Origin of the sequence: Streptomyces sp. NPDC058221 (genome assembly GCF_042882365.1) — a bacterium.
Classification (GTDB): domain Bacteria; phylum Actinomycetota; class Actinomycetes; order Streptomycetales; family Streptomycetaceae; genus Streptomyces.
In genome coordinates this window covers 32,651-51,723 of sequence record NZ_JBHVWF010000048.1, presented here as the reverse complement: position 1 = coordinate 51,723, position 19,073 = coordinate 32,651, and the positions used below count along the sequence as shown (strand labels likewise).

Genomic DNA, 19,073 nt, shown 5'->3' with positions numbered 1-19,073 from the left:
CGCAGGCCAAGACCCTCTGGAAGGCGCTCCGCGAGGACGCCGCCATCCCCGAGTCCGCCAAGAAGTCCCCCGCGACCGGCGGCTGACGGATCAGCAGCAGGGCCGGGTGCCGCGAGCGCGGCAGCCGGCCGTGACACTCTGCCTTCATGCTGACCCGAGACACCCTGGTGATCGTCGACGCGGCCAACGTGGTCGGGTCGGTACCCGACGGCTGGTGGCGGGACCGGCGTGGGGCCGCCGAGCGGCTGCGGGACTCACTGGTTCCGTACGCCGACGACGGGCTGCCCGGGTACCCCGGCCCCGTCGAACTGGTCCTCGTCGTCGAGGGCCGGGCCCGGGACATCGACCCCGTTCCCGGGGTGCGGGTGGACACGGCTCCCGTCAGCGGTGACGACCGGATCGTCGAGCTGGTCGCCGCGGAGGCCGCAGGGGCCACGCCACGCCGGTGCCTGGTCGTCACCGCCGACCGGGAGCTGCGGCAGCGGGTCGAGGTGTACGGGGCGGTGTGCGCGGGCCCCCGTACGGTACGGCCGCTGTCACCCCCTTCGCGGGAGTGACTGCGGTCGCTCTCAGGTGGCCGTCTTGTTCATCCGGCTGCGCTTGCGCCCGTAGGCGAAGTAGAGGACCGCACCGATGACCATCCAGATGCCGAACCGCAGCCAGGTCTCCGCCGGAAGGTTGAGCATCAGCCAGACCGACGCGGCCACCGACAGGATCGGGATCAGCGGCACCCACGGGGTGCGGAAGGCGCGGTGCAGCCCGGGACGGGTGCGGCGCAGGACGATGACGCCCAGGGCGACGACCACGAAGGCGAAGAGCGTGCCGATGTTCACCAGGGTCGCAAGCTCATCGATGCTGGTGAAACCGGCGACGATCGCGATGATCACGCCGAGCAGGATGGTCGGGCGGTACGGGGTGTGGAAGCGCGGGTGCGTCTTGGAGAAGAACCGCGGGAGAAGTCCGTCGCGACTCATCGCGAAGAACACCCGGGTCTGGCCGAGCAGCAGGATCATGCAGACCACAGTGAGGCCGACGGCGGCGCCGAAGCTGATGACACCGGCGTAGAAGGGGTGCCCGACGGCCTTGAAGGCGTCGGCGAGCGGGGCGCTGACCGAGAGCTCGGTGTAGTGCTCCATGCCGGTGACGACGATCGATACGGCGACGTAGAGCGTGGTGCAGATGATGAGCGAGGCCATGATGCCGCGCGGCATGTCGCGCTGCGGGACCTTGGTCTCCTCCGCGGCGGTGGCCACCACGTCGAAGCCGATGAAGGCGAAGAAGACGACGGAGGCGGCGGTGAAGATGCCCATCACGCCGAAGTTGGTGGGGGCGTACCCGAAGATCAGCTGGACGAGCGGTGCCTGCAGGCCCGATCCGGAGGACTGCGGCTGGGCCTCGGGGATGAACGGCGAGTAGTTCGCGGTGTCGATGAAGAAGAGGCCCGCGATGATCACGATCAGCACCACGGCCACCTTGATGGCCACCACCACGGTGGTGACCCGGGCGGAGAGCTTCATGCCCAGCACCAGGATGACGGTGAGGATCAGGACCAGGACGAACGCGAGGATGTCGAAGCCGAATCCTTTCGTCGCATCGGTACCGGAGAGCGCGTTCGGCAGTGACCAGCCGATGTTGTCCAGCAACGAGCGGACGTAGCCGGACCAGCCGACCGCCACCACCGCGGTCCCCAGTGCGAACTCCAGCACCAGGTCCCAGCCGATGATCCAGGCGACCAGTTCACCGAGCGAGGCGTACGAGAAGGTGTAGGCCGAGCCGGCCACCGGGACGGTGGAGGCGAATTCCGCGTAGCAGAGCGCGGCCAGGGCACAGACGACGCCCGCGACCACGAAGGCGATCGCGGTGGCCGGGCCCGCGGTCTCCTTGGCCACCTTGCCGGTGAGGACGAAGATCCCGGTGCCGATGATGACACCCACCCCGAACACCGTCAGGTCCAGGGCGGAGAGGGACTTCTTGAGCGCGTGCTCCGGCTCCTCGGTGTCGCGGATGGACTGTTCGATCGTCTTGGTGCGGAACAGCCCGTCCCGGCTGGGGGGCAGGTCCTGCTGCGTGCTCACCGGCGTACCTCCACGCACTCGTCGTGCACGCCATGATTCGGACCTGTCTGCCCGCGGCACGCCCCGCAGGGCGGGGTTTCACGCGAATGGGCCGGTCGGACCACCCGTACAGGGTGGGCGACCGGCCCAATCGGGGTGCGGTGCGACGGGTCAGTCGCGGACGGGCTCCACCACGGAGCGGCTCTCCGTGTCCGTCCCGTAGCGGCCGTCGAGCTTGGCGACCAGACCGGTGACCTGGCGGGCGATGTCCGGTGCGGTCAGCCCGATCTCGGCCATGACCTCCTTGCGGGAGGCGTGGTCGAGGAAGACCGGCGGGATGCCGAAGTCGCGCAGCGGGACGTCGACGTCGGCGTCCCGCAGCGCCTGGGCGACGGCTGAGCCGACGCCGCCGGCCCGGCTGTTGTCCTCGACGGTGACGACGACGCGGTGCTGCGAGGCGAGCGGGGCCATGGCCTCGTCGACGGGCTTGACCCAGCGCGGGTCGACGACCGTGGTCGAGATGCCCTGGGCGTCCAGCAGATCCGCGATCTCCAGGCACATCGGGGCCAGCGCGCCGATGGAGACGAGCAGGACATCGGGCCGGGACGTGCCGGGCTCGCGGAGCACGTCCATGCCGCCTGCCGTGCCGACGGCCTTGACCGACGGGCCGACCGCGCCCTTGGAGAAGCGGACGACCGTCGGTGCGTCGTCGACCTCGACGGCCTCGCGCAGCTGGGCGCGGACCTGGTCGGCGTCGCGCGGGGCTGCGATCCGGAGGGTCGGCACGCACTGCAGGATCGACATGTCCCACATGCCGTTGTGCGAGGCGCCGTCCGTGCCGGTGACCCCGGCCCGGTCCAGGACGAAGGTCACTCCGCACCTGTGCAGGGCGACGTCCATCAGGACCTGGTCGAAGGCGCGGTTGAGGAAGGTGGCGTACACCGCGAACACGGGGTGCAGGCCGCCGGTCGCCAGCCCCGCCGCGGAGACCGCGCCGTGCTGCTCGGCGATGCCGACGTCGTAGATCCGGTCCGGGAAGGCCTTCTCGAACTTGGTCAGACCGACCGGCTGGAGCATGGCCGCGGTGATCGCGACGATGTCCTCGCGCTCCCGGCCGAGCTTGACCATCTCCTCGCCGAAGACGGACGTCCAGTCGAGACCGGAGGTGGCGACGGGCAGTCCGGTGTCGGGGTGGATCTTGCCGACGGCGTGGAAGCGGTCGGCCTCGTCGAGCAGCGCCGGGGTGTAGCCGCGGCCCTTCTCGGTGATGCAGTGGACGATGACGGGGCCGCCGAAGCGCTTGGCGCGCTGGAGCGCGGACTCCAGCGCCTCCAGGTCGTGTCCGTCGATCGGTCCGACGTACTTCAGCCCGAGGTCCTCGAACATGCCTTGAGGGGCGATGAAGTCCTTGAGGCCCTTCTTGGCCCCGTGCAGCGTCTCGTACAGCGGCCTGCCGACGACGGGGGTGCGCTCCAGGAGGTCCTTGCCGCGGGCCAGGAAGCGTTCGTAGCCGTCGGTGGTGCGGAGCGTGGCGAGGTGGTTGGCCAGGCCGCCGATCGTCGGCGCGTAGGAGCGCTCGTTGTCGTTGACGACGATGACGAGCGGCCGGTCCTTGGCGGCGGCGATGTTGTTCAGCGCCTCCCAGGCCATGCCGCCGGTGAGTGCTCCGTCGCCGATGACCGCGACGACGTGGTCGGGCCGGTCCAGCACCTCGTTGGCCTTGGCGAGGCCGTCGGCCCAGCCGAGCACCGTGGAGGCGTGCGAGTTCTCGATGACGTCGTGCTCGGACTCGGCACGCGAGGGGTAACCGGAGAGGCCACCCTTGCTCTTGAGCTTCGAGAAGTCCTGGCGGCCGGTGAGGAGCTTGTGCACATAGCTCTGATGGCCGGTGTCGAAGAGGACCTTGTCCTTCGGGGACTCGAAGACCCGGTGCAGGGCGATGGTCAGCTCGACCACGCCCAGGTTGGGTCCGAGGTGTCCACCGGTCTTGGAGACGGCGTCGACGAGGAAGGTCCGGATCTCTTCGGCGAGCTGCTCCAGCTGCTCGGGGGTGAGCCGGTCCAGGTCACGCGGTCCGCCGATGCGGGTCAGCAGATCCCATCCGTCGCCCACCACCGCCCGTGCATGACGCGCTTCGCGCGGCTGTGTCACCGTGCCTCCTTGCGATTGTGCTGGTCGAGCATGCCGATCCGATGAGTCTAATGTTCCGTTCGCCGCCACGGACATCGGGCGGACGTGTGCTGTCCCACCGTTCCCGGCCGGAACCGTTCGGGATGCGCCCGGATCCACCGGCGCGTTCCGGCCGGGCGCGGTGACCGGAACCGACGCCGCGGGGGTCAGGCCCGCGTCTCGCGCAGCCGCCTCACCACGTCGCGCGCACCGCCCAGCAGGATCAGCAGGACCACCACGGTGTAGAAGGCGTCCGGGGTCTGCCAGTCGCCGTTGGCGTCGGACAGGACGGCCGGGTCGAAGAACTCCTGCCGGTACAGGATCCAGGCCAGCGGCAGCGTGAACGCCGCCCGGGCGGCGATGTTCCACACCGCGAGCAACCGCGTCGGGCCCCGCACCGCCCGGATCACGTCGAGTGCCACGAGACCGGCGAGGCCGGCCAGGACCGGCCAGATCCAGCCCGACCACAGTCCGGGGTCGAGCACCTCGAGGTGTGTGCCGTCGTCGGTCCGGTACGGCTGCGCGGTGTGCTGCCAGACGATCAGGGCAAGCAGCAGCGAGTGCCACGCCACCCCGGCGTACAGCGCCGCGTCGCGCCTCTTCGGCGCGCTGCGCTCGGGCAGGTCGTCGGGCTTCCAGGCCGTGCCGGGCGCGGCGGACCGCGTGCCGGAGCGCTCGACCAGGGCGAACACCACGGTGAGCCACGCGATCATCTGGGCGCCGAGGGAGAGCACCGTGCCGGCGGCCCCGCCGATCACCGCTGCGGCCCCCTTCCCGTCCAGCACGTCGAGCGCCGCGCTCATGGCGGTGACGACCGGCAGCACGGTGATCAGCAGGATCCTGAGGAGCCGTACGTACGCCGGGTAGAGCTCCGGCCCGATCAGTACGAGCGGCCGGTCCGCGTACAGGGCGGCGAGCCGGACCGGATCGCCCATCTCGGTGAGTACCTCGCGTTCGGCGGCATCCGCGCCGGCCGGGCCCCGGGCCTCGACGGTGTCGGCGATGGTGCCGCGCAGCTCGTCGGCCACGTCACCGCGCCGGCCTGCCGGGATGTGCCGCACGACCTCCGCCACGTAGCGGTCGGCCAGCTCCCCGGTGCCGGACGCATCCAACATACTCATCGGTCCCCCCTGGTCAGTCGCGATATCGAGGCGTCCAGGGTCTGCCACTCGCGCAGCAGACCGGCGCGGACCCGGGCGCCCTCGGGGCTGATCGAATAGAACTTCCGCGGCCTGGACTGGCCGGTGTTCCACTCGCTGACGAGCAGCCCCTGCTTCTCCAGGCGGCGCAGCAGCGGGTAGAGCGTGTTGCCGTCCACGGCGATCCCCGCGTCGCCGAGCGTTTCCAGGAGCGCGTAGCCGTACTGCGGCTCTTCGAGGAGCGCCAGGCAGGCCAGGACGACCGTGCCGCGGCGTAGCTCCTGGGCCTGGCTGAGGATCAGTTCTTCGGTGCCCACACATGACACGATACTGTGTGCCACACACTATTGTCAGCCAGCTCCCCGATCGCCCCGGAACACGACAGTGCCCGGCGCCCCGTGAAGGGCGCCGGGCACTGTCCGGCTCTGCGTGGGTACCGGGCCCCGCCGGGCCCGGTGATCTACGCGCGGCCTGCGGTCTTCTGCGTACGGCGGGAGACCGAGTCGATGACCACGGCGGCGAGGAGAACCGCACCGGTGATCATGAACTGCACGGCGTTGGCCATGCCGATCATGTTCAGACCCTGCTGGATCGACTGGATGACGATCATGCCGAGGAGCGCGGACCAGACCTTGCCCCGGCCACCGAAGAGGCTGGTGCCACCGATGACGGCGGCCGCGATGACCAGCATCAGGGTGTTGCCGGCGCCGACGCTCTTGGTGGCGCCGCCGGAGAGGCTGGCGATGAAGAGTCCGCCGAAGGCGCCCAGCGTGCCGGAGAGCGCGAACACGATGATCCGGATCCGGTCGACGCTGATACCGGCGCGGCGCGCGGCCTCGGGGTTGCCGCCGACCGCGAAGACCTGACGGCCGAAGGTCGTGCGGCGGGCCACGAAGTCCGCGATCACCAGGACGGCGAGGAAGAGCACCAGGGCCAGCGGCAGTCCGCGGGCGCCCGCGGGCTCGTTCAGGATGTACGCGACGACGAAGCACAGGACGGCGACGACGCCGGTACGCAGCACGATCTCGGCGATCGGGCGGGCCGGGAGCAGCGCCGCCTTGCGGCGCTTGCTGTCGATCAGGAGCGAGGCGGCGTAGGCCACCACGGCGACGAGGGCGAGACCGTAGCCGACGCCCTTGTCCTCGAAGAAGTAGTTGGTGAGGTTCTCGACGACACTGCCGGAAGGCGTGTTGATCGAGCCCTCGCCGCCCATCATCCAGTCCTGCAGACCGCTCCAGCCGAGGAAGCCGGCCAGGGTGACGACGAAGGCCGGCACCCCGATCTTGGCGAAGAAGAAGCCGTGCAGGGCACCGAGCGCCGTTCCGGAGAGGACCGCGGCGAGGATCGCCACCCACTCGGGCCAGCCGTGGTTGACGTTGATCACGGCCCAGACGGCGGCGCCGACACCGGCGACCGAACCGACCGAGAGGTCGATCTCACCGAGCAGCAGCACGAAGACGATGCCGACCGCCATGATGCCGAGGCCGGAGCTGTAGACAGCGATGTTGGCGACGGAGCTGGCGGAGAGGAAGTTGCTGTTCTGGAGCTGGAAGACGATCGCGATGACGATCACACCGACGAAGACGGGCAGCGAGCCGAGCTCACCGCCGCGCACCTTGCGGGTGAACTCCGACCAGTAGCCCTTGAAGCCCTCCTCGCGGACGAGGAGGCGTGGGTCCACCGCGGGGGCGGGCGCCGCCGACGGCTCGGTCGCCTGGGCCGGCACCGTGGCGCTCTGCTCGGCCTTCTCGGTCTTCTCGGCGGAAGACCCGGGGGTCTTGGCGAGGTCGCTCACTTCGCGTCCTCCTTCGTGACTGTGCGTGCCTGACGGCGCGTGACGGCATTGTCCGTGGCGCCGGTGATCGCGGCGATGACCTCTTCGTGGGACGTGGACGCGACGTCGAAGACGCCGTTGTTGCGGCCGAGACGGAGCACCGCGACCCTGTCCGCGACGGCGTTCACGTCGGCCATGTTGTGGCTGATGAGGATGACGCCGTGGCCGCGCTCGCGCAGCCGCTCCACGAGGTCGAGGACCTGGGCGGTCTGCTCGACGCCCAGGGCGGCGGTCGGCTCGTCCAGGATGACGACCTTGGGGTCGCCGATCAGGGCACGGGCGATGGCGACGACCTGGCGCTGGCCACCGGAGAGCGAGGCGACCGGGATGCGGACGCTGGGTATCCGGATGGACAGGGTGTCCAGGAGTTCCTTGGCGCGCTTCTCCATCGCGATCTCGTCGAGGACGGAGGCGCTGCGCAGCTCGTTGCCGAGGAAGAGGTTGGCGACGACATCGAGGTTGTCGCAGAGGGCCAAGTCCTGGTAGACGGTGGCGATTCCGAGGTCCTGGGCGTCGTTCGGCCGGTTGATCCGGACCGTCCCGCCCTCCCACTCGATGGCGCCTTCGTCGATCGGGTGAACACCCGAGATGGTCTTGACAAGGGTTGACTTGCCGGCGCCGTTGTCGCCGACCAGGGCAACCACTTCGCCGGGGTGAATCTCCAGGTTCACATCGGTGAGCGCCTGAACGGCGCCGAACCGCTTGGAGATTCCGCGCAACGCCAGCACGGGCGTAGCGGACACGTGAATCATCTCCTTCGCCGCCTGACCGGCGGGGATGGTGCTGCATTGCACAGGGGGTGCCGGCTCGGGCCGTCGGACCACCGTCGTCGCCTTGCGGCCGGGGGGCCTGGGGCGGCGGCAGTCCGACGACCGGAACCAGTGGGAGGAGTCCGGCCCCGCCCCCGCTTTGCGGGGCGTTGACGGGGCGGGTGCCGGACTGTCTGGAGGGCCCTTGCGGGCGCCCGCCGGTGTTACTTGATACCGGCGGCTTCGCACGCCTTCTTGAACTCGGCGGTGCAGATCTCGGAGGCCTTGTAGACCTTGTCCGCGATCAGCGTGGAGCCGACGTTGTCCTTCGTCACGACCGTGGCGTCGTACAGCCGCGACGGGGTGCCCTTGAAGTCGCCCGACAGGCTGTCGACCTTGGTGTTGGTCAGCGAGTCGATCTTCTCGCCCTTGAGCAGCTTGACCGCGATCTCTGCGGTGACCTCGGCCTGCGGCTTGATCTGCTTGTAGATCGTGAAGGACTGCTCGCCCGCGAGGATGCGCTGCAGACCGGCGATCTCGGAGTCCTGGCCACCGACCGGGACCTTGAGGCCCTGCTTCTTGAGGGCGGTGATGACACCGCCGGCCATGCCGTCGTTGGCGGAGTAGACGCCCTGGATCCCGCTCTTGCCGAGCGAGTCGATGGCGGCACCCATCTTCTTGTTCGCCTCGTCCGGCGACCAGTCCGGGATGTCCTGCTCGTAGACGACCTTCTTGACCTGGGTGTCCAGGACGCTGTGCGCGCCCTTCTTGAAGAAGGGGGCGTTCGGGTCGGTCGGCGCGCCGTTGATCATGACGACATTGCTGTCCTTGGCCTTGTCGCCCAGCGCCTTGACCAGGGCCTCGCCCTGGAGGCGGCCGATCTTCTCGTTGTCGTACGAGATGTACGCGGAGATCGGGCCCTCGGCGAGACGGTCGTACGCGACGACCTTGACGCCCTTCTTGTCGGCCTGCTGGACCCAGGACTTCGCGGCCTTGTAGTCCACGGTGTCCAGGATGATGACCTTGACGCCCTGCGTGACGAGCGCGTCGAACTGCTTCTTCTGCGTCTCGGTGTCCTGTGCGGCGTTGTTGTACTTGACGTCGCAGTCCGAGCAGAGCGCCTTGATCTTCGCCTCGATCATGGGGCGGTCGAAGGTCTCGTAACGCGTGGTCTTGTTCTCCGGCAGCAGCAGACCGATGGTCTTGCTGTCACCACCGCTGCCGCTGTCCTTATCGTCGCCGGCCTTGCCACAGGCTGCGAGGGAGACGGCCATGGAAACTGCGGCCGTGCCTATGACGATGCGTCGCGTCATTGCGTTCATTGCGGGTGTGCCTCCCTGACGAGGCCGCAGCGTTGCGGCCGAGGTGGCCAGAAGTCAACTCGGCCGCAGCGCCAGCGTCAAGGAGTAAATCCTTAACGAGATGACAACGGTGCCATTCGTTATCTAAGTGAAGGCAGGAGTGGCTGCGGGGAGCGTGCTCTCCAAAAGGGTTGAATCCCCCATCTCGCTCAGCACGAGAGCGAGTGCGCCCAGCACTTCGGCCCGGCCCCCGAGGGCTCCGGGGAGCACCGAGAGCTGCCGTGCGGCGCTGGGGATGGAGTAGCGCGCGACCGAGTCGCGGATCGGTCCGAGGACCAGTTCGCCGGCCTCCGCGAGCGAACCGCCGAGCACCACCCGGCTCGGGTTGAGCAGATTGCAGAGGTTGGCCACCCCGCTGCCGATGTGCCGCCCGACGTCGCCGATCACCCGTCGGCAGCCCGGATCGCCCTCACGGGCCAGCTGGACCACCCGCTCCATGGTGAGATCGGCCCCGTGGCTGGGCTGGAGCAGGGGCAGCACGTACCGCGCGGCGGTGAACGTCTCCAGGCATCCCCGGTTGCCGCAGCGGCAGACCGGACCGGACTCGTCGAGGGTGATGTGGCCGATCTCGCCGGCCGTGCCGCCGGGGCCGCGGTAGATGTGCCCGTCGATGACCAGCCCCGCGCCGACACCGCTGGCGACCTTGATGTACGCGAGGTCCCTGACCCCCCGGCCGCTCCCCCAGACCAGCTCGCCCAGTGCCCCGAGGTTGGCGTCGTTGTCGACGTACACCGGCACTCCGAGGCGCCCGGCCAGCTCTTCCCTGGGGTTGATGCCCGTCCAGCCCGGCAGGATCGACGTGGAGCCCAGCGTGCCGGACTCGACGTCGATCGGGCCGGGTACACCGAGGCCGACCCCGATCACCTTGCCGGGACTGATCCCGGTCGTCTCGATCAGCCGGTTGACCAGCTGTTCCGCCCGTCCGAAGCCCTCGGCCGACGAGGCGTCCACGTCCAGCGGCTCGGACTCCTCGGCGAGCACCTGGTGGGCCAGGTTGCCGACCGCCACCCGTAGGTGCGTATGCCCGAAGTCGACGCCGATGACGATGCCCGCGTCGCCGCTGAGCGAGACGCTGCGGGCGCGGCGGCCGCCCGCCGAGGTGGGGGTCACCTCGACCGTGCCGCCCTCTTTCAGTTCGCGAACGATATTGGAGACGGTGGCCGCGGAGAGGCCCGTGCTCCTGGCGATCTCCGCCTGGGTGAGCGAACCCGCCATGCGTACGGCGCGCACTACCCGCTCAAGGTTGGCGCGATGCAGAGATGTCTGCGACCCCGGAGTCTCCATCGACTCACTCACTCCTGCCATATTCTCCAACATGTGAACCCTAAGCTGAGCGTTTTGGGGTACTCCCCGTCAAGACCTTGAGCAGTCGAAGCCTCGGATGAGCACCGGACCCTCGCACGACGGCCCCTGCAAACTCCCCCGTAAACAGACGAACCGCCCGTCGGCGCGGACGCCGACGGGCGGTTCGGTCATTCGGTGCGAGCGTTCGAGGAGTTACTTCACCGCTCCTGCGGTGAGGCCCGCCACCACCTGGCGCTGGAAGATGATGTAGGCCGCGAGGACCGGCAGCATCGCCATCACCAGGCCGGCGAAGAGACCGGACCAGTCGCCCTTGTAGCCCTGCCCGTTGGCCAGTTCGACCAGACCCTGCGAGAGCACCCGGTACTTCGGATCGGTGTTCAGCACCGTTGGCAGCAGGTACTGGTTCCACTGCCCGAGGAAGTTGAAGATACCGACGCTGATCAGGCCGGGCTTCGCCATCGGCAGCATCACCTGGAAGAACGTCCGGGTGTGCGAGGCACCGTCGAGCATCGCGGCCTCGGCCACCGAACTCGGCAACGAGCGGAAGAACGAGGTGAGGAAGAAGACGGTGAACGGCAGCGAGTACGCGATATAGACCATGATCAGTCCGTGCCGCGTGTTCAGCAGGCCCATGTTGTTCATGACGAAGAACAGCGGGACCAGCGCCAGGATGATCGGGAAGCTCATCCCGCCGATGAAGAGGTAGTACACGAAACGGTTGCCGGGGAAGTCGAACCGCGCCAGCACGTACGCCGCCATCGAGCCGAGCAGCAGGGTACCGATGAGTGAACCGCCCACCACCAGGATGGTGTTCAAGAAGTAATCGCTCATGTGCGCCTGACTCCAGGCGCGCGACCAGTTCTCGAAGTGAAGCTTGTCCGGCAGCGCCCACGGCGTCGACAGGATCGAGTCATCCGTCTTGAACGAGGCCATGATCGCCCAGAGCAGCGGCATGACCACCAGGATCGCCCAGATGACCAGCACGCCGTGCGAGAAGACGTTGAGGACCTTGCCCTCGCTGCTCTTCGCCTTGCCGGCCGGTGCGGGCGCCTCGGACACGGGGGCCGGTTCCTTCACCGTATCCACGGGAGGGGTGTCAGTGGCCTTCACGTGTGCTCACCTCGTACTACTGTCGAGCCGGCCGCCGCGGCCGGGCTGTCTTGCCTGCTGGGGGTCCGGGCACCGCGCCCCGGGGAGCGTGGCATCAGAACTCCAGCCGCTCGCGCCGGCCCAGTCGCATCACGATGGCGGCGAACACCATGGTGATGATGAGCAGTCCGACACCGATCGTCGTCGCGTATCCGGCCTGACCGTCACGGAAGGCCGTCTGGTAGACGTACAGCGGCAGGACGGTGGTCGAGTAGTCGGGGCCGCCGGGGCCCACGGTCATGACCTGTACTGCGGTGAACGCCTCGACCCCGAGCGCCAGGATGCCCATGTAGACCCAGCCCGACTGCACCGTGTCCCAGAGCAGCGGCAGGGTGATCCGGAAGAACGTCGTGACGCGGCTGGCCCCGTCAAGGAGCGCCGCCTCGTAGAAGTCCTTCGGAATGGACGCCATTCCGGCGGAGAAGAGGACGACGAAGAATCCGACCGTCGACCAGATCAGCACCGACATGACGCAGATGAGCGCCAGGCTCGGGTCGCCCAGCCAGTCCGGCTGAATGGAACCGAGGCCGACCCCCTTGAGCGCCGAATTCAGCATTCCACTGCGCGGGTTGAACGCGAACTGGAACAGCAGGGCGACAATGACGATCGACAGCACCTGCGGGAAGAAGTAGGCGATCTTGTAGAAACCCGAACCCCGCACGCCGGAGACCGCGGCGTTCTTGCGCCGCCGGCCTCCGACATTGAGCATGAAGGCGAAGAAGAGCGCGAGGCCCAGCGTCACCAGCGGCAGCAGCAGCACAAGCAGCAGGCTGTGCTGCAAGGACTTCCAGAAGATGTCGTCCTTCAGCATCCTGGTGTAGTTGTCGAAGCCGACCATCTTGAAGTCGGGGCTCAGACCGGTCCAGTCCGTGAACGAATAGTAGATGGCCTGGATGAACGGCCAGATGACGAAGACCGCGTACAACACCAGTGGGACTACCAAGAACCCCACAATGAAGCGGTACTTGCCGTGCTGCATCGTTTACCGACCCCGATCTTTCCGCGGGTGCCGCCGCTGGTGACGGTTACTCACTGGTGCTTGTAGTGCTTGATGGACTGGTCCTTGGCCGCTGCGTCCGCGTAGCCCTGGATCTTCTTGATGGCTTCGGCAGGCGTCAGACGCCCGGCCATCATCTCGCCGAGGCCGGCACCGATCTGCTCCTTCTGGAGCTTCACGTACCAGTCCTGCAGACGCGGGTTCACCACGTTGTCGCCGGCCTTCTCCAGCACGTCGACGCCGGACTGCATGGCCGTGGACAGGGTCAGTCCGTCGGTGCCGCCGTTGAAGGCGCTCAGCGACTTGACCTGCTTGGTGAAGTTCTTCGATGACGCCTCGGAGAGCATGATGCGCAGCTGCTCCATGCCGCCCTCGGGGTTCTTCGCCTTGGCCGGGATGATGAACGGCTCGCCGCCGGACGCCCAGAGGGTGCCGAAGGGCAGCTTGTCGGACGAGTCCAGGCTGGACGGCGCCGCGACCATCATCTTGAAGTCCTTGGGCGTGGTCGGCGCCGCCTCGTTCTCCACCCACGAACCGTTCGGGATGAAGAGCGCCTTGCCCTTGGTCCATTCGGTCTGCGACTGGATGTGGGTCAGGCCCGCGGTGCCCTTGAGGATGTACCCCTTCTGCTGCAGCTCGTAGTACGCCTCGAACGCCGCCTTGACGGCCGGGTCCTTCCAGGCGTTCGGCTCCAGGTTGTCGATCTTGTCGAGAACCTCCCGGCCACCGATCTTGGCGATGAACGGGTAGAGCGAGAACGGAAGGTAGTAGGGGTACTTACCGGCGTACGTCCAGCCGGCGATGCCCTTCTTCTTCGCCTTCGCGCACAGGGCGAGCATGTCGTCCCAGTTCTCCGGGTACTCGGCGTCCAGACCTTCGAGCGCGGTCTGCGAGTACCAGACGCCGTACACGGTGTACGCGTAGTACATGATCCAGACCGGGTCGCCGTCGAACTGACCCATTTCCAGGACGCCCGGGCGCAGGGTGTCGCGGACCTTCTTGGCCGGGTCGTCGAAGGACGGGGCGTCCATCAGCGGCGTCAGGTCGAGCAGCTGCTTCTTGCCGACGAGGACACCCATGTCCATCTGCTCGGCGCCCGAGTTGTCGATCAGGTCCGGCGGGGTGCCACCGTTGAAGCGCGGCTGCAGCTGCGACTGGATCTTCTGCGTCGCGGAGTGCTTGACCTTGGCCTTGGGGAACGCCTTCGTGTACTCCTTCTCGGCGTCGATGGCGTACTGCTCGCCGAAGCCGCCGTTGAAGATGACCACGTCGAGACCGGCCGTGTCATTGACTCCCAGCGGGTTCTTCGCGCTGGTCTTGCCCTTCTTGACCGTGTCGTCGTCGCTGCTGTCGCTACTCGCACACGCCGACAGGAAGCTCATTGTCGGGACGGTGATCAGACCGAGTGCGGCAGACCGCTTGATCACGTCGCGACGGCCAAGGCCCTCATTCTTGCGGGCGGAGGTGGATGCCATGCTCAAGTCCTCGCCTTCTCCAGGACTCAGGCGGTGTTGTACCGGTCGCCCATCGATATTCGCCTCAGGCGAAGGGCCCCGCCACCGCGGTCAGTTGCGCTTGGGTGGTGCAGATTTCAGGCTAGCCATTGCAGTGGGGGGCGTCGGGGACCGGACAGTGGTCGCCCGATGGCTCCCAGCTGCCTCCCCCGTGTCCCCCTCCCACACAGTCGTAAAACTCCTGTGCAGACGCCGACAGGTATAGTCCACTTGTCGCCAACTGAGCAAGATCGAATGCAGGTTTGGGCGGCAGTCTTTCCCGAGTTGAGACCTCGCGGATACCTCGGCACCGCACGGCCTCCTCCGGATGTAACGATTTCCGCAATACGGTCGATTCGACTGCGGCCTCCCATCCAACACCCTTGACACCACCAGGCACTTCGCTCCCTACTAGATCCTGCGCACGGTTCTGACAACGTTGTCCAAGTGCACTTCCTCGGGAGGAATGGCTCGGCATGCAGCCCCGACACGGTTCTCGCAAGAGACAAAACGGTATGGCCGCGCTCATCGCGGCTTCACTCGTCCTGGTCGTGACAGCCCCCACCGCGGCCGCCGCTCAGTCGGCCGGGTCAGGAGAAAAGGGTCATAAGCCTGCGGGCGACCGGATATTCAGTTCATCCTTCGAGGCGGACGAGAAGCAGCCGGACTGGCGCAATACCGTCGAAGAAGGCCCTGACGGAAAGAAGCGGACATCGGGCATCGATGGCGCCTTCTCCTCCGGAATTCCGGGCAATGTCACCGACAAGGTCACAGATGTCCGCGCAAGCGACGAGAACACCAGCGGCGGTGAGGTGAAGGAAAACCTCATCGACGGTGAATCCGGTACGAAGTGGCTGTCGTTCGAGTCCACCGCCTGGGCCGAGTTCGATCTCTCCGAGCCGGTCAAGGTCGTGACGTACGCGCTGACTTCGGCCGACGACCACGACGAGCGGGACCCCAAGGACTGGACCCTGCAGGGCTCGGAGGACGGCAAGACCTGGACGGACCTGGACTCGCAGACCGGCCAGACCTTCTCCGAGCGCCTCCAGACCAAGTCGTACGACTTCAAGACGGACAAGGCCTACCAGCACTTCCGTCTGGACATCACGAAGAACAACGGCGCCAGTGACGCGACCCAGCTCGCCGACGTCCAGTTCTCCGACGGGGACACCTCGGCACCCGCCCCCGACGACATGCGCAGCCAGGTGGACCGCGGCCCCTCCGGCTCCCCCACCGCCAAGTCGGGCGCGGGATTCACCGGAAAGAAGGCACTGCGGTACGCCGGTACGCACAAGGCGGACGGCCGGGCGTACTCGTACAACAAGGTCTTCGACGTCAACACGGCGGTCACCCGGGACACTGAACTCTCCTACCTGGTCTACCCCCAGATGGGTGAGACGGATCTGAACTACCCGGCCACGCACGTCGCGGTGGACCTGGCGTTCACGGACGGCACGTACCTGAGCGACCTGCGCGCCACCGACTCCAACGGCGGTCTGCTGACCCCGCAGGGCCAGGCCGACGCCAAGCGGCTGTACGTCAACCAGTGGAACAAGGTCGACTCGCAGATCGGTACGGTCGCGGCCGGCAAGACCGTCGACCGGATCCTCGTCGCGTACGACTCCCCCAAGGGCCCGTCGAAGTTCCAGGGCTGGATCGACGACGTCAAGATCGCGCCGAAGACGCCGGTGAAGCCCAAGGCGCACCTCTCGGACTACGCCTCGACCGTCCGCGGCACCAACTCCAGCGGCAGCTTCTCGCGCGGGAACAACTTCCCCGCCACCGCGGTCCCCAACGGATTCAACTTCTGGACCCCGGTGACCAACGCCGGATCGACCAGCTGGCTGTACGACTACGCGCACGGCAACAACGAGGACAACCTGCCCACCCTGCAGGCCTTCAGCGCCAGCCATGAGCCGAGCCCCTGGATGGGCGACCGGCAGACCTTCCAGATGATGCCGTCGGCGGCCTCCGGCACCCCGGACGCCTCCCGCGAGGCACGCGCGCTGCCGTTCAAGCACGAGAACGAGACGGCGAAGCCCCACTACTACGGGGTGAAGTTCGAGAACGGCCTCAAGGCCGAGATGACGCCGACCGACCACGCGGCACGGATGCGGTTCACGTATCCGGGCAAGGACGCGAGCATGGTCTTCGACAACGTCTCCAACGACGGCGGACTCACGCTCGACGCGAAGACCAGCTCCTTCACCGGGTTCTCCGACGTGAAGAGCGGCGGATCCACGGGCGCCACCCGGCTCTTCGTGTACGGCGTCTTCGACGCCCCCGTCACCGGAAGCGGCAAGCTGTCCGGCGGCGGTGGCGACGATGTGACCGGCTACCTGCGCTTCGACGCGGGCAAGGACCGTACGGTCAATCTGCGCCTGGCCACCTCGCTGATCAGCGTCGACCAGGCGAAGCAGAACCTGGCTGCCGAGATCCCCGCCTCGCGCTCCTTCGACCGGGTCGAGGACAAGGCCCAGGGCGCCTGGGACGACCTGCTGGGCAAGGTCGAGGTCGAGGGCGCGTCCGCCGACCAGCTGACCACGCTGTACTCCAGCATGTACCGCCTCTACCTCTACCCGAACTCGGGATTCGAGAAGGTCGGAGGCAAGGACAAGTACGCCTCGCCGTTCTCGCCGCAGGTCGGCTCGGACACCCCGACGCACACCGGCGCCAAGATCGTCGACGGCAAGGTGTACGTCAACAACGGCTTCTGGGACACCTATCGGACGACATGGCCGGCGTACTCCTTCCTCACCCCGAAGAAGGCCGGCGAGATGGTGGACGGCTTCGTCCAGCAGTACAAGGACGGCGGCTGGATCTCCCGCTGGTCCTCGCCCGGCTACTCGGACCTGATGACCGGCACCTCGTCGGACGTCGCGTTCGCCGACGCGTACGTCAAGGGCGTGAAGTTCGACGCCGAGGCGGCCTACGACGCGGCCCTGAAGAACGCCACCGTGGTCCCGCCGTCCTCGGGTGTCGGCCGCAAGGGCATGGAGACCTCGCCGTTCGTCGGCTACGCGAACACCGACACGCACGAGGGCATGTCCTGGTCGATGGAGGGATACGTCAACGACTACGGCATCGCCCAGATGGGCCAGGCGCTCTACAAGAAGACGCACAAGCAGCGCTACAAGGACGAGTCCGAGTACTTCATGAACCGGGCACGCAACTACGTCGAGCTGTTCGACGACAAGGCCGGCTTCTTCCAGGGCAAGGACGCCAAGGGTGACTGGCGGCTGCCGTCCGACCAGTACGACCCGCGGGTCTGGGGCTACGACTACACGGAGACCAACGGCTGGGGCTACGCCTTCACCGCCCCGCAGGACAGCAAGGGCCTCGCCAACCTGTACGGCGGCCGGGACGGTCTGGCCAAGAAGCTGGACACGTACTTCTCCACCCCCGAGACGGCGGGCCCGGAGTACGTCGGCTCGTACGGCGGCGTCATCCACGAGATGACGGAGGCGCGTGACGTACGGATGGGGCAGTACGGCCACAGCAACCAGGTCGCGCACCACGTCACGTACATGTACGACGCGGCCTCGCAGCCGTACAAGACGCAGGAGAAGGTCCGCGAGGTCCTGAGCCGCCTGTACACGGGCAGCGAGATCGGCCAGGGCTACCACGGCGACGAGGACAACGGCGAGCAGTCGGCCTGGTACCTCTTCTCCTCGCTCGGCTTCTACCCGCTGGTCATGGGCAGCGGCGAGTACGCGATCGGCTCCCCGCTGTTCACCAAGACCACGGTGCACCTGGAGAACGGCCGCGACCTGGTCGTCAAGGCGCCGAAGAACAGCGCGAAGAACATCTACGTCCAGGGCCTGAAGGTCAACGGCAAGAAGTGGACCTCCACCTCGCTGCCGCACGACCTGCTGGCCAAGGGCGGCGTGCTGGACTTCGACATGGGCCCCAAGCCGTCGGCCTGGGGCACCGGCAAGAACGCCGCCCCGGTCTCCATCACCAAGGACGACAAGGTGCCGTCGCCGAAGAAGGACGTCCTGAAGGGTGCGGGCGCCCTCTTCGACGACACCTCCGCGACCTCGGCATCGGTCGAGGGGGTGGAACTGCCTGCCCCCGCCGGCGCGAAGGCGGTCCAGTACACGCTGACCTCGGACGCGGCGGCGAAGGCGCCGAGCGGCTGGGTGGTGCAGGGGTCGTCGGACGGCAAGAAGTGGAAGGACCTCGACAAGCGGTCCGGCCAGTCGTTCGCCTGGGACAAGCAGACGAGGGCCTTCACGGTGAAGACCCCCGGCTCCTACGCGCACTACCGGCTGGTGCTCGACAGCAAGGCGACGCTCGCGGAGGTGGAGCTGATCTCCTGACCGCGGGTTGACGAACGGACGGCCGGTATCTCCCCACGAGATACCGGCCGTCCGCGTTCTCATCCCACCGTGGAGACGGGTCCGGTGGCGGAATCCATGACTGGGAGCGCTCCCATCATCCGGGGAGAGTAGCGCGGTGCGGCAGCGCTGTAAACGCCCCCGGCCCCGGTTTCCGCCTGCCACCCTTGTGGGTGGGATCCCGGCCGTCGGCCGTTGGTACGGGACGGGTTCCCTTGACCGGATCGTCTCGGCGGCGAAGGAGTTCGCGACGCCATGAGCACCACACCTGATCTGCGCACCGCTGCCTGGCGCAAGTCGTCGTACAGCAACGGGGACGGCGGCGACTGCGTCGAAATAGCCGACAACCTCCCCGGCGTCGTCCCCGTCCGCGACAGCAAGGCCGGTCCCGAGGGCCCGACGCTCACCTTCGCGGTGCCGGTCTGGGCACCGTTCGTGGCCGCCCTCAGGAGCAGCTCGCTCTGACGGGAACTCCCCCGGGCA

The 19,073-nt window shown here is 67.6% G+C and carries 14 protein-coding genes; 3 read left to right on the top strand and 11 right to left on the bottom strand.

All coding sequences use genetic code 11. The features are described from left to right. The first annotated feature begins 146 nt into the window (after positions 1 to 146). The gene (locus ACFVW8_RS17605) at positions 147 to 557 is read left to right on the top strand and encodes an NTP pyrophosphohydrolase (RefSeq protein ID WP_389690837.1); all 411 of its coding nucleotides are present in this window, start codon (positions 147 to 149) and stop codon (positions 555 to 557) included. Positions 558 to 569: 12 nt separating this feature from the next. Here the strand turns inward: ACFVW8_RS17605 and ACFVW8_RS17600 are convergent, their stop codons facing one another. The 11 genes from ACFVW8_RS17600 to ngcE form a co-directional block, all read right to left on the bottom strand. After that, positions 570 to 2,075, bottom strand: coding sequence for an amino acid permease (locus ACFVW8_RS17600; RefSeq protein WP_389690835.1), 1,506 nt, complete (start codon positions 2,073 to 2,075; stop codon positions 570 to 572). Positions 2,076 to 2,225: 150 nt separating this feature from the next. After that, complete coding sequence (dxs, locus tag ACFVW8_RS17595) at positions 2,226 to 4,205, bottom strand: 1-deoxy-D-xylulose-5-phosphate synthase (RefSeq protein ID WP_389690834.1); 1,980 nt, start codon at positions 4,203 to 4,205, stop codon at positions 2,226 to 2,228. Positions 4,206 to 4,390: 185 nt separating this feature from the next. Further along, the gene (locus tag ACFVW8_RS17590; RefSeq protein ID WP_389690832.1) at positions 4,391 to 5,344 is read right to left on the bottom strand and encodes an HAAS signaling domain-containing protein; all 954 of its coding nucleotides are present in this window, start codon (positions 5,342 to 5,344) and stop codon (positions 4,391 to 4,393) included. After that, complete coding sequence (locus tag ACFVW8_RS17585; protein ID WP_389690830.1) at positions 5,341 to 5,679, bottom strand: PadR family transcriptional regulator; 339 nt, start codon at positions 5,677 to 5,679, stop codon at positions 5,341 to 5,343. Before ACFVW8_RS17585 ends, ACFVW8_RS17590 begins: the two co-directional genes overlap by 4 nt. Positions 5,680 to 5,822: 143 nt before the next feature. Continuing rightward, positions 5,823 to 7,157, bottom strand: a complete 1,335-nt coding sequence (locus ACFVW8_RS17580; RefSeq protein WP_389690828.1) for a sugar ABC transporter permease — start codon at positions 7,155 to 7,157, stop codon at positions 5,823 to 5,825. Continuing rightward, positions 7,154 to 7,948, bottom strand: coding sequence for an ATP-binding cassette domain-containing protein (locus ACFVW8_RS17575; protein ID WP_389690826.1), 795 nt, complete (start codon positions 7,946 to 7,948; stop codon positions 7,154 to 7,156). Before ACFVW8_RS17575 ends, ACFVW8_RS17580 begins: the two co-directional genes overlap by 4 nt. Positions 7,949 to 8,169: 221 nt before the next feature. Next, entirely contained in the window at positions 8,170 to 9,267 is a 1,098-nt protein-coding gene (locus tag ACFVW8_RS17570; protein WP_389690824.1) for a substrate-binding domain-containing protein, read from the bottom strand. A gap of 123 nt (positions 9,268 to 9,390) precedes the next feature. Further along, positions 9,391 to 10,590: an ROK family protein gene (locus ACFVW8_RS17565; RefSeq protein ID WP_389690841.1), complete on the bottom strand. Its 1,200-nt coding sequence runs from the start codon at positions 10,588 to 10,590 to the stop codon at positions 9,391 to 9,393. Positions 10,591 to 10,803: 213 nt separating this feature from the next. Next, positions 10,804 to 11,721: a carbohydrate ABC transporter permease gene (locus ACFVW8_RS17560; RefSeq protein ID WP_389690822.1), complete on the bottom strand. Its 918-nt coding sequence runs from the start codon at positions 11,719 to 11,721 to the stop codon at positions 10,804 to 10,806. A 94-nt stretch (positions 11,722 to 11,815) separates the two neighbouring features. Next, on the bottom strand, positions 11,816 to 12,739 hold the full coding sequence (locus ACFVW8_RS17555) for a carbohydrate ABC transporter permease (protein ID WP_389690820.1): 924 nt from the start codon (positions 12,737 to 12,739) through the stop codon (positions 11,816 to 11,818). A gap of 50 nt (positions 12,740 to 12,789) precedes the next feature. Next, positions 12,790 to 14,232: an N-acetylglucosamine/diacetylchitobiose ABC transporter substrate-binding protein gene (ngcE, locus tag ACFVW8_RS17550; protein ID WP_389690818.1), complete on the bottom strand. Its 1,443-nt coding sequence runs from the start codon at positions 14,230 to 14,232 to the stop codon at positions 12,790 to 12,792. A gap of 494 nt (positions 14,233 to 14,726) precedes the next feature. Between ngcE and ACFVW8_RS17545 the strand changes: the two genes are divergently transcribed. Then, positions 14,727 to 18,572, top strand: a complete 3,846-nt coding sequence (locus ACFVW8_RS17545; protein ID WP_389690816.1) for a GH92 family glycosyl hydrolase — start codon at positions 14,727 to 14,729, stop codon at positions 18,570 to 18,572. Between the two features lie 273 nt (positions 18,573 to 18,845). Further along, a complete protein-coding gene (locus ACFVW8_RS17540; protein WP_389690814.1) occupies positions 18,846 to 19,055 on the top strand; it encodes a DUF397 domain-containing protein in 210 nt (69 codons plus the stop codon). Positions 19,056 to 19,073 lie beyond the last annotated feature (18 nt).